The organism is Acanthopleuribacter pedis, assembly GCF_017377855.1.
In the GTDB taxonomy this organism is placed as follows: domain Bacteria; phylum Acidobacteriota; class Holophagae; order Acanthopleuribacterales; family Acanthopleuribacteraceae; genus Acanthopleuribacter; species Acanthopleuribacter pedis.
The window spans coordinates 34050-46357 of sequence record NZ_JAFREP010000001.1 but is presented as its reverse complement, the minus strand read 5'-3'; the positions used below and the strand labels follow the sequence as shown (position 1 = coordinate 46357).

Genomic DNA, 12308 nt, shown 5'->3' with positions numbered 1-12308 from the left:
GATGTGACAGATATGACGTCCTTGAAACAGGCGCGCCATTCGTCACCGGCCCTATTAGGAACAACCCAAAGGAAGGCAAAGGGAAAACGCGTCGTCACAACCAATGGGGAAACAGCCGCGAACAACACGGGCATGCCCAGTGAGGGTTTCCTCGGGGTGGGCACCGGCGTTTGGTAGCGACCACAAACACGAATCAGCGGCGGTGGCGGACCGTCCGCGGCAAGGCGTCGCTAGGAACGACCCACGGAAAAAACGGACCTCAAAGAGATGTCAGCGGTTGAATACTTCTATTGACCCATTTCTAAGCGTCGGGATCAATGCAAAAATGAGCGAACTGTAGAAAGCCTGAGCCCCATTAGATCACACCGAATCGGGTAACAATCGACAACTCGTGAAAAACCACCAGGAAAGCCGAGCACCCCACCGATGTTCATGGATCCACGGATAGCGCGGTTCTTGGTGTAAAAGGGATCGAGAGGTACACAGATAACCGGGCCATCTCCTGCAAGCTCTGGTTCAGGGCCTCCGCATTAAGTGGACGGCGGGCCCATTCACGGCGCATCCGTACCACCAGCTCCCGGGTTTCTTGATGGGGCGCCGCTTCAATGTCCGGTATCTTGACGCGAAAATCGAGCAAGGCTTCAAAACCGGCATCCTGCGCCGAACCCTCTATTTCCACGGCCGCCAAAGGCCGCGCCACTCGGATTTCGCCACGCTCGAAGGCATCCAGCCAAGGCAGGTAAAGCCGCTTTCGAAAGGGACGGCCATTCCCGTTCTCAAGATCCGCCCAAGCATCATGAACCATACGGCGACCGTCTCGAAATACCAAGGTCACCTTCTTGAGGCGAATGGTCCGCGAAGCTTTAAAGGTCAACGCGAAGATAAACATATTTTTTGGAACGACCTCGAACCGAATCGTTTCAAAACGCCAATTGTCCCCATCTTTTATCTCCGGTGGAAGGACCGGATAAGCTTTGAAAAATACCGAACCGTTCACATCCAAGCTGGATTCATCACCCGAAAAACGAGGAACGGCGACCGCCGCCTCGGTTTCAACGGCCGCGGCCAAAACCTCGAGCTCAGGACTCAGTGAAGCCAAACCGGGCGGCCGCTCACCCGCGTTAAAACGCGCGACACAGCTTTCCAAGCCACGCAACAGTTCGGTGAACGCCGCCTCCGTTTCAGGTAAGGCGCGATGGTGGGCCTGGGCGGAGGCGACACCGGCCGGCACCTGCCCGCACAGCCAGGCGGGCACCGCAAAACAAACCAGCCAAAACCAGCGCTTCAAACTCAGCCGACCTTATGCAACTGGGCCATAAGCTGCGCATTCTGACGCATTAAGGCGCGCTTCTGGGTATCGGCGGTAATCGGTAAACTTCGCAATCGCTGCTTGTTAATCGCCACCTGCTTGCGAATCATATCCTTGAGCAAGTCCATCACCATCGTGGCCAACTGAGAACCCTCGAGCTTCTCGTACGCGCCAATGACATTAATTTCACGCAAAGTCCCCCGCAATGATTCCGGTACAACTTCTAATTGAAGTTCAAAATCGGCGGCCCGGTCCTCGTTGAGAAACTCCAAAACCCAAGGCCGGTCGTGAAACAAGGTCGCCAGAACGCCTGGCAATACGCCACGCGTCTCAGCATCAAGCTGGGCCGTATAATCGTCGTGGTTCATAACCTGATAGAGAAATTGTTTCTCGGTTTCGCTAAAACCCGCGGCCGGGCCGGTGCGAACCGAGCCGTCCCGGGGTCGTCCCCGCGGTGGCGGCACATCGTTGCCACCACCCCGATGATTCTCCCGTGGGAAATCAGCCCCAACATCGAGATCGGGCGGTGGACCGTGGTCGGGTTCAAAATCGTCATAAACCGGCTCAAAGCCCGCATCGCCAAAATCATCCACCGGGTGAAATTCTTCGTGAAAGTAGGGATCATCCGCGGTGACAGGCGCGGCACCCGGCGGCGGACCCGCCGGCTGAGGCGGTGTTCCACGGGAAGGCGCGGGCGACGGCGCTTTTGCCTTTGGCGCGGGAGGTGGTTTCGGTTGCGGCGCCGGCGCTTTAATCACCTTGCCCAAAACACTTTTGCGAATCCCCAATGCTTCCGACAGTTTCGACATATAGTTATCACGCACAATTTCATCTTGAATCAGCGAAATGGTGCCACCCATCTCACGGGCGACATGGGACTGAGCATGGGGATCATTCCTCACATCTTTTTCCCCACCCAAGTAAGACAAAAGGTAATTGAAGAAATCATTGGCCCGATCCAACTGCCCTCGATAAGCTTCCACCCCCTCGCGTTGAATGAAATCATCGGGATCAAGTTTGTCGGGCAAGGTCACCACACCGATGTCGGCGTCTTCTTTGAGAAACGTCTCAATTGAAGCTCGCGCCGCTTTAAATCCGGCCTTGTCACCATCAAAATTAAGCAAAATTCGCTTGGCATAACGCTTCAACAGTTTCGCCTGTTGTGGGGTAAAAGCAGTTCCCAAACAGGCAATGACCGAACCAATACCAGCCTGATAAACCTGGATCACATCCATATAACCTTCCACCACAACCACCGTTTCCTCACGTTTGAGGTAGGGTTTGGCAAAGTCCAAGTTATAAAGATGACGGCCCTTGGTATACAGAGGCGACTCGGGACTGTTGATGTACTTTGGGCCGTCCCCTTCCATCAAACGCCCACCAAAGGCAATCACGTTTCCATATGCATCACTGATGGGAAACATGATGCGGTCGCGGAACAAATCGTAGGGTTTCCCCTGCCGCCCCTCTTTAAATAAACCCGACTGACGCAATAATTTTTCGTCAAAACGGCCCTGCAGATGGTGCAACAACCCATCCCAAGAATTGGCGGCGTAACCCAATTTGAAAAGGCGGATGGTGTTGTCGGTCAATCCACGGTCTTTCAAATAAGCCAAGGCACTTTTGTTCTGCAGGAGCAATCGGTGGAAATACTCCTTGGCCGCCATGTTAATGGTTCGGAGCGCCTCAATGACGTCGCGGCCAGGACCCCGTGCGCCCCGTTTGGGCAGCTCGACCCCGGCGATATCCGCTAAAAACTCAAGCGCATCACGAAAATCCATATTCTCGATTTCCATGACGAATTTGATAATGTCGCCACCACGTCCACACCCAAAACAGTGGAAAAAACCTTTTTGGTCGTCGACGTAACAGCTCGGCGTCTTTTCACCGTGAATCGGACAACAGCACGCCAATCGATTCCCGCGCCGCTCGAGTTTGGTGTAGCGACCAACCACGGTCGATAACGCCAAGGCTTCTTTTACAAGGGTCACCCCGTCAGCCATACACCGCTCCCCTCATCCACGCTGCAAAGTCACCACACGGATCGCCCGCGCGTTTCTATTGTAGGCAGGCGAGCGCCAAGCGTCCAGCAACACCCACAAGCACCACAGGTTCAAGCTTTTACAAAAAAATCACTCCGGCCCGATCAAAAACGCATGCCAGCATTTCACCTGTTTCCCCTCAAGGGTTGGTGGAGAAAACTTGTAGCGGTAAGCCGCGCGAATGACCGCCTGCGCCAAGGGACCCTCAATCTGTTGATCCTTCGCGATAAACGCTTTTTCGACCGCCCCCGTATCGCTGATCAGCGCCCGCACCAAAATAGGCGCCTGCCGCCGTGGGAATTTAACATCATCCGGCAGCGGTTCCCGAAACAAAAGCCGTAAGCCGCCGACATTCTCAGAGAAGGGCACCAGCTTTCCGGTATAAACACCCAACTGCGCTTTCGTTTTGCCAAGCTGTTCTTCGATTTGATCGCGTTCACGTCGCAAACGTTCCCGATCTTGCTTTGCGGTTTCCAAGCGGCTTTTAAGCTGGGTATTCTCCTGGGCCAAAGCCAGCCCTGCTTCCGAATCTTTCTTGCGAAGCGCCTCCATGCGCGAGGCTGTTTGTTCCGCGGCGGCCAAGCGATCCCCGGCCGCATCCGCCTCCTGACGCAAACGCTTGAGGTTGACCTCGTAGGACTGATTGAGGGTTTGTTTTTCCTGTTCCCAAGCCGCCTGTTTTTCGCGGTGCTCTTTCTGAACCTCCGCCAAAGCGGTCCGCGAGCTGTCGCGTTCCAGCGTCACTTTTTTTAGAGAGGCTTGCGCTTGATCCAGTTCTTTCCGCAAGGCATCCCGCTTGCCCCTTACCTCTGCCAACGCTTTTTCCCGCTTTTTTAAATCGGCCAAACGGCTTTTGCTATCCGCGTCCAGATTTTTGGTCAGCGCTTCCATCTCAGCCAACTTGGCTTGCGCGTCACCCAACTGCCGGGTAAGCGTGGTGATCTGCTTTTCGGACTGGGCCAAGGATTGATGGGTCACCGTGAGGTTTTCTTGGGTGTCGGCGCTAAGCCGCTTGCTGTCGGCGAGCTGTTCGCCCAACCGCGCCGCCTCGAGAAAAAAATAATAAGCAGCGCCGGCCGCTGCTAAAAAGAGCAGGCTCACAAGCACCAAAGGCATGCGGCTGGGTGTTTTGTCCCGCGACCGTCCCGCTTTCGGCTCATTCGGCGTTTCCGACGCCGGCCGGTGAATGGGAATATCCGATTTCAACTCCATTTGGTCGAAATCAAACGATTGGCTGTCCTTTGAAGAATCACTCATTTGAAGGTTATGACCCCGTTGTCCAGGAAATTCTTAAAAATCTTGAGGCATAGAGACTCTTCGAAGGGGGAAATCTTAATAATCGATTTAACATCCCAGGCGCCGTTGATCCGCGAAACAATAAACCCGGCCTCGGGACTCAGGTCAAGCCGCGTAATCGCACCAACATCCATCGCCAACACCGGCACCGCGTCCGGGTTGATCACTTGCTTGGCGGTGGTCTCGTAGCGTTTATCTTGGATTTTGCCACGCAGCTTTTGAACAAGGCTGTTGTTGGGCGCCGCCCGCAGCAATTTCTGCAGCACGCGTTCCGCTTCGTCCAAACGTCCTTCATCCAAAAAGGCCTCAACCTGGCCGATCATGTCTTTGATGGGATCGTGATTGGAGGCGGACGGCGGCTGAATCATTAAATGGCGATGGCTGCCAACCTCGATCATACCCGCCTCGTGCAGGTCGAGCAGCAGGCGTGACACCTCAAAACGGGTCGACTTGAACAGGCGCGTAATGTCTTCGACATTCCTCGCACCATTCACCAAGGACAACAAACGTGCGTAGCGTGAATCCAGGGGAAGATGGGGAATGATCTTTTCAACATTGGGCCGCAAAATGGTCGATGCCTCGGGAATCACATCCTTTACACGGTCCCATTCATCCTCACGACGCGCTCCCTCAAGGACGATGTGGGTCACGTCCAAGCTGAGTTGGGGAATTTCACGATCCGGCAGGTTGCCGTCGTAAAACTCAAACTTCCCTTCTTTCCAGAGGAACAGATCGTAAATAATCTCCTCGGAAATCGTGGTCAACAACTCATGCAGTTCTTCTTTAGTAATAATGTTCTGCTGAACCAAAATCTTGCCCAACAGCACATGGTCACGCTTTTGGCGCTCCAATGCCTCGGATAATTGCTGCTCCGTAATTTGATTGCTAACAAGTAAAAACTGGCCGATCAACTCGCGTGGGTCGCTGGAAGAAGCGGAGTTAATCATCCCATCGCCGAAGTAGACATCTTTTTGAAGCCCGTCCGGGCCGTCCACATGGAGCGTGCCCGTCTTGCGCCCACTGTGCAACCACTGGAACACTTCGGCAAGGGACATCGTCGAGATATTGCCGGTTAAACTCATTTAGAAGGGTCCTTTTCAACAAAGGTTAACGGAGCGGGAAAGAAGGGAACCCGAGACGGCTCCCTTCAAGCATGCCGTAAAACGGCTTAGGAATCCAGCATATGTGGATAAGCAAAGCCGGTCGGTGGTACGAAGTTCTCTTTGATGCTGCGCGCGCTGGTCCATTTCAGAAGGTTGAGCTTACTGCCTGCCTTGTCGTTGGTTCCTGATGCGCGACCACCGCCGAAGGGCTGTTGGCCGACCACGGCGCCGGTGGGTTTGTCGTTGATGTAGAAGTTGCCCGCGGCGTGTTTCAAGCGATCCGCCATCATGACCAGGTCACCACGATCACGACCGAAAATCGCCCCCGTCAGCGCATAAGGCGACGTTTGGTCGCATAGATCTAAGGTTTCGTCCAATTTTGCAGGATCGTAAGGGTAAACGGTCAAAATCGGCCCAAAGATTTCTTCACACATGCTTTTGTAATGCGGGTTGGTGGTCTCGATCACAGTCGGCTGTACAAAAAAGCCCTTATCGCCGGCCGTTTCCCCACCGAAGGCAATCTCAGCATCCGCCGCTTCCCGCGCATGGGCGATAAAAGCCGCGCATTTGTCGAACGAACGTTGATCGATGACCGCACCGATGAAATTCGAAAAATCACCAACATCACCCATTGTGATTTGGGCCGTCATCTCACCAACGCGCTTTTTGACCTCGGGCCAAATGTTGGTGGGGATGTAGGCACGCGAAGCCGCGGAACACTTTTGACCACTGTACTCAAAGGCGCCCCGTACCAACGCGGCCGCCAGTGAGGGAACATCAGCACTTTCGTGGGCAAAAACAAAGTCCTTACCGCCGGTTTCACCAACCAGTCGCGGGTAAGACTTATAGTTCTCAATATTTTCAGCAACCGATTTCCAAAGGTATTGGAAGGTCTTGGTAGAGCCGGTGAAATGGATCCCCGCCAAATCGGGGTGTTTCAACGCGGCGGCGCCAATTTCCTGAGGTGGACCCGGAATGAAGTTAATCACGCCGGCGGGCAGACCCGCCTCGTGCCAGAGCTTCATAATGTGGTAGCCACTGTAAACGGCGGTATCAGAAGGTTTCCACAAAACCACGTTCCCCATCATCGCGGGCGAGGCACACAGATTGGCGCAAATCGCGGTGAAGTTAAACGGGGTGATGGCAAACACAAAACCTTCGAGCGCGCGGTGCTCCGAACGGTTCCAAGTCGGCGCGGGCGAAACCATGGGTTGCTCTTTATAGATGTCGGTCATGTATTCGACATTAAAACGCAAGAAGTCGATCAGCTCACAAGCGGCGTCGATCTCGGCCTGGAAACAGGTTTTTCCCTGACTCATCATGGTGGAAGCGTTGAGGATTTGGCGGTAGGGACCGGCCAACAACTCGGCGGCTTTGATAAACACGGCCGCCCGCTCTTGCCAAGGCATCTCGGACCAAGTTTTCCACGCTTCCGCCGCCGCCTCAATGGCTTGCGCCACATGGCTCGCATCGGCCTGATGGTAACGCGCGATCACTTTTTGGTGATCGTGGGGCATCACACAATCCGCCAGATTCCCGGTTTTAATCTCTTTGCCGCCGATAATCAGAGGAATCTCGATGGTTTCCGCCGTCATCTCAGCATAAGTTTTTTGCAGTTCGTCCCGCTCAGGACTGCCAGGGGCGTAATCGAGAATCGGTTCGTTCACCGGGGTGGGAACTTTGAAAAAAGCATTGGTCATCTTGGGATCTCCTTCCTGTTTTTAGGTGCATGAAAAACACATGCACGCGGTGCAGTTCACATCGAGGCGGCGTATCACCAGGACCGACAGGCGGTCATCACAGGTAAAGCAATCAAAAACGATACGCGGCCTCCGTATCCCGGCGCGGAGACAAACGAGCCTTAGCTCGATCACGCGACACGGGGATTCTGCCGGAACGCCGTCCATCCCAAACACCGGCAAGGCGCGGGACGGTTGACGACGATTCGGTGGTTTCGCCGTCAAAAAGAAGCGTCATCAGATCATTGATCCCATTCATCCAAGAAATAAAAGGGTGCAAAAAAGGTGCGGGGCCCGAAGTTACGGGGGCTAAACCTTGTGTCAAAGGCGCTGCCATCGTCAAGCTCAATCATGGATTTGATCTGATGTCCAATCGCTGCATGCGCTGTGCGGAACCCCACCGGCGCACCAACGAAAACCGGCAATCGTTTATCACCAACCGCTCATGCGAACGAAGCGGCGACAAACTCCTGCCATAGTACAGCAATCAGAACGCTTTTCCTACCCTTGTAGACTGAAGCCACGCACCCCAAAAAAGGGCGGCCGATTCCCACGCCTGCTCATCGAAAACCAACCTTTCTACCGCGGCAACGTAAGGATTCTTTTGCGCCCTATCCGAAGGATGTCACGCCGGGCGGGATCCACCCTATGCCGCGGCCCTTCATTAGGGGTAGAATGTGCCTTCCCGCCGGCGACCGGCTGTTGCCATGACCGATGCACAGATCACCGCCAAGGTCGCGTACCCACGCGTTTTTCATTCCACCAAGAGGTCTCCTGTCATGACCGACATCCCATCAACCACCCCTAGCGAAACCCCCATCGCTCAAGAAACCCTGGCAGCCATGTCCAAAAACCTGATTTCCCTTCAGAAAGACGGCAAAACCTATTACATCCTAGGCACCGCCCACATCTCGCAGACCAGCGTCGACGAGGTGAAAAAAGTAATTGAGGAAATCAAACCGGACACCGTCTGCGTCGAACTCTGCGAAACACGTTACCGCGCCCTCACCGACGCATCTCAGTGGGAGAAGTTGAACATCGGTCAGGTAATTCGCGACGGCAAAGCCCTGTTCCTTTTGGCCAGCCTCGCCTTCTCTTCCTTTCAGCGACGCATGGGCGACCAAGTCGGCGTGAAGCCGGGCTCCGAACTCCTCGAGGGCATTCGCCAAGCCGAGGCCCATGGGGCCGAACTGGTTCTGGCCGACCGCGATATTCAGATCACCCTCAAACGAACCTGGGGCAACCTCGGCTTTTGGAAGAAGTTTATGCTGCTCGGCGGTTTGCTGGAGAGCATGCTGGAAGATGAAAAAATTACCGACGAAGACCTCGAAAAGCTTAAAGAGAAAGACCAGCTCACCGACGCCATGGAAGCCTTCGCCGAGGCCATGCCCGAGGTAAAAACCCCGCTCATCGACGAACGAGACCAGTTCTTAATGTCCAAAATTGAAGAAGCGCCGGGGAAAACCATCGTGGCCGTCGTCGGCGCCGGCCACGTCGCCGGCATGACCCAATGGCTCGGCAAAACGGTGGATCGCGCCCGAATCAGCAAAATTCCACCGCCCTCCCGCTGGCTCAAGATCGCCCAGTGGGCCATTCCCGTCCTCGTCATCGCCCTATTTGGTTACGGTATTCATAAAAATCATGAACGGGCATGGATCGACATGCTGCAAGCCTGGATCTTGCCCAACTCGATCATGTGCGCCGTGTTTACCCTACTCGCCGGCGCGCGACCCCTCAGCATTTTAAGTGCTTTTGTCGCGGCCCCGATCACCTCCCTCAACCCCGCGCTCGGGGCGGGCATGGTTGTCGGCTTGGTTGAGGCCTGGCAACGCAAACCCACCGTCAAAGACTGCGAACAAATTCCCGAGGACATCAAAAGCTTCCGCGGCTTTTTCCGCAACCAGTTCACCCGCTGCCTTGTCGTGTTCATGATGGCCAACCTCGGGTCCATGTTCGGAACCTGGATCGGTGTCGGTTGGATGGTTTCTCTCGTCGGCGGCTCCCCCAGCTAAGCCGTTTGCGCTAAGATCGGCACCAGCCCGCCCCACCTCCATCACACGCGGGCGAGAAGGAGCACAGCTTGAAAAAATTGTGGATCGCCTCCGATCACGCCGGCTTTGACATGAAAGCCACGCTCAAAGACCACCTGACCGGACTCGGTCACGAGGTGATCGACCTCGGACCCGACGACGATGCCTCCGTCGACTATCCCGATTTCGCGAAACGCCTGGGTTGCGCCGTCGCCGAGGCCAACGACGGACTGGGCATCCTGTTGTGCGGCACCGGTATCGGCGTTTCCATCGCCGCCAACAAAATCAAAGGTATCCGCGCCGCCTTGTGTCGCACCGAACACGACGCGCAGATGGCCCGCAACCACAACAACGCCAACGTCATCTGCATGGCCGCCCGCGGCGTCCAAGAAGACGTGCTAAAACGGGTTCTGGCCCAATTCCTCAGCGCCGAATTCGAGGGCGGGCGCCACCAACGACGCCTGGACAAAATCAGCGCACTCGAATAATACCCGTCGAGGTGCGTCGCCCGACAGGCCCGCGCCTCCCCCTTAAGTTATCCGCGGTTTTCCATACACAAACACCCCTTTTAATACTTTGCGTTTTTTGCCTTTTCCGTCGGCCCGTCACACCCCATTCGTTTTTTGGGAAAACACAAAAGTTGACAAGGCTCATCCATACCACGGATAAGCCCGCCCTATACTTAACCCCACCGGGATCGGCTTGCGCTTTCTTGCTGTTTTCAGTGGCGCCCGCCTCCATTTGGTACTAACAATGTAGGTAACATCTTTTATTGACCGGGCCGCCAACCCCTGAATTTTTCGATTGATCATCTGGTTGCATCTCTTCGCGAGCCCGAGGGTCCTCCATCTGGACCCCCCACTTTCGAGGCCGCCATGTTCGTCTTTCCTTCTTCTGAGTCCGCAACCCCTATCAAATCGCCCCCGTGGTTTTCCATCGTCTGGATCCTTGCCACCCTGGGCTTTTTTTTCCTGTCCGTGCTCCCCGCGGAACAGCGTTACCGGACCCACCGCGCCGACAGCCTTCAACGCATCGAGCAAGCCCTTGAAGCACAACTCCAGGGCGGCAATCTCAAACAAGGGATTTATGTTCAGGCCGTAACCAACCCGAACCTGATCGAACTCCCCGAGTTCAACCATGTGTTTGACGATCAAGTCAAAGCCGCCTATGCCGAATTCAAATTACTGCGTCACCCCTTCCTTGAGCGGGCCGCCGCCATGCCCGACCAGCGTTTGCTTCTCCTTCTCCAACCCCACCACGCCTTCATTATGCTGCTCGGCCTGGTATGCCTCATCGCCACGGGTTTTGTGTTTGAACACCTCTTTGACAGCCTTTGGATCGCCAGTTGTCTCCTCCTCAATGCCGCCGCCCTGTTTACCCTCGATCTCTATGTCGGCAATCAGTGGACGCCCTCGCTTGTCTACGCATGGTTTTGGCTCTCCCTGATCATGATGGTCATCCCCTGCATTCTCAAACCACGCACCGACATCACCTTCACCCTACGCCTCTGGCTCGGCAATACCAAGGATTTCGATCTCAAACTAGAGCTGTGGTTGTTCCCCTTAATGTTCCTCGGCGGCGGTAGCGCAATCACCTGGTACCTCACCGACTTCCCCGTCCGAACCGCTTCATCCGCCCTACCGGTCACGGCCGCCTTAGCCCTGGTCTCAGCCCTGCTGATGACGCGCATTCCAACACGCGAACAAAAACTTAACCGAAATCCTGAAGTGTTTGGCAACCAAGAACTCGCCCGCGCCGAGGGGCTCTTCGAGCAGGAAAAACCCAAAGAAGCCCTAGAAGCCATGCGCGAGCTCCTCCAGCTCGATCTCGAAAACGCCCAGTTGATGCGCATCGCCCACCTCGCCTTCCAAAACGAAGACATCGATTTAGCAAGCTTGGCCTACCAAGCGGTTTTGCGCCGCCACTTGCGGGAAGGTAAGTCCCACGACAGCGTTCATCTCGTTCTGGAAATGCTCGAACGCAACCTACGCGTCCCCGGCGCCACCATTGAGCGCACCCTCGACGCCGCTTACACCATGGGCAGCCAGGCTACCGTCATCAAAATATTGCCGCATCTTCAAGATCATCCTGATGTATTGCCGGAAACCGTTCACCGTCAATACAATCGCCACATTGACGCCGTCTTGGCACAATCAAAGCCCGACCGCAACTACCTCCACGAGCTCCAACGCTCCCTCGAATTCAGCTTTCCCGGCGACCCGATGTCCATGCGCATTAACCAGTTCCTACACGCAACCGCCCCCAGCCTGGATCCCGAACCGGTTACCACACCCAGTTACCACATCCAAAAATTCGTGGCGGTTGAAATCATTCGCGTCCAAGGCAACGACATCACCGTCGAACTGGGCGGCAAATACCAGAAACTACCCTGGACAGCGATTCTCGCTTTATACGGCTGTCACGTCTTGGGTGGTGACCGCGGCTATCACGGTTTTGTCGTCACCCGCAACAAAAGTAAAATTTTCTGCTGTTCCTTCAAAGCGACGAGCCTCGAAAAATACGAGGGGCCCAGTGCCACTTTTGAAAATGTATGGAAAGACCTCCTCAAGCAAGCCCCCGAGGATCTCCCACGCGTGACCCTAAGTGATTTCGAGAACCACATGGATTCCAAAGATCTGGAAGAAAAGGTTCAGGACTTTCTCAACCGGGTCCCCGCCTAACCGGCAAGGCGCATCACCCTACCCCCGGCAAAGCCGAAATCGTTGGGGCGTCTTCGCTTCTTCGGCATCATCGCTGCTTTGCGCCGATGAGCCGGCCTCGGCGCGGCC

The 12308-nt window shown here is 55.3% G+C and carries 8 protein-coding genes; 3 read left to right on the top strand and 5 right to left on the bottom strand.

The genetic code is table 11. The annotated features are described in order from the left end of the window. Window positions 1-430: 430 nt before the first annotated feature. The 5 genes from J3U88_RS00140 to pruA all read right to left on the bottom strand — a co-directional run bounded on the left by J3U88_RS00140 (window position 431) and on the right by pruA (window position 7450). Complete coding sequence (locus J3U88_RS00140; protein ID WP_207856083.1) at window positions 431-1288, bottom strand: hypothetical protein; 858 nt, start codon at window positions 1286-1288, stop codon at window positions 431-433. Between the two features lie 2 nt (window positions 1289-1290). Next, window positions 1291-3312: a DNA primase gene (gene dnaG / locus J3U88_RS00135; protein ID WP_207856082.1), complete on the bottom strand. Its 2022-nt coding sequence runs from the start codon at window positions 3310-3312 to the stop codon at window positions 1291-1293. Window positions 3313-3441: 129 nt separating this feature from the next. Beyond that, the gene (locus tag J3U88_RS00130) at window positions 3442-4608 is read right to left on the bottom strand and encodes a coiled-coil domain-containing protein (RefSeq protein ID WP_207856081.1); all 1167 of its coding nucleotides are present in this window, start codon (window positions 4606-4608) and stop codon (window positions 3442-3444) included. After that, a complete protein-coding gene (locus tag J3U88_RS00125) occupies window positions 4605-5729 on the bottom strand; it encodes a DUF4388 domain-containing protein (protein WP_207856080.1) in 1125 nt (374 codons plus the stop codon). Before J3U88_RS00125 ends, J3U88_RS00130 begins: the two co-directional genes overlap by 4 nt. 86 nt (window positions 5730-5815) lie before the next feature. After that, the gene (gene pruA / locus J3U88_RS00120; protein WP_207856079.1) at window positions 5816-7450 is read right to left on the bottom strand and encodes an L-glutamate gamma-semialdehyde dehydrogenase; all 1635 of its coding nucleotides are present in this window, start codon (window positions 7448-7450) and stop codon (window positions 5816-5818) included. Between the two features lie 818 nt (window positions 7451-8268). Between pruA and J3U88_RS00115 the strand changes: the two genes are divergently transcribed. The 3 genes from J3U88_RS00115 to J3U88_RS00105 all read left to right on the top strand — a co-directional run bounded on the left by J3U88_RS00115 (window position 8269) and on the right by J3U88_RS00105 (window position 12200). Beyond that, the gene (locus J3U88_RS00115; protein WP_207856078.1) at window positions 8269-9501 is read left to right on the top strand and encodes a TraB/GumN family protein; all 1233 of its coding nucleotides are present in this window, start codon (window positions 8269-8271) and stop codon (window positions 9499-9501) included. A 68-nt stretch (window positions 9502-9569) separates the two neighbouring features. After that, window positions 9570-10007, top strand: coding sequence for a ribose 5-phosphate isomerase B (rpiB, locus tag J3U88_RS00110; protein WP_207856077.1), 438 nt, complete (start codon window positions 9570-9572; stop codon window positions 10005-10007). A 387-nt stretch (window positions 10008-10394) separates the two neighbouring features. Then, the gene (locus tag J3U88_RS00105; protein WP_207856076.1) at window positions 10395-12200 is read left to right on the top strand and encodes a tetratricopeptide repeat protein; all 1806 of its coding nucleotides are present in this window, start codon (window positions 10395-10397) and stop codon (window positions 12198-12200) included. Window positions 12201-12308 lie beyond the last annotated feature (108 nt).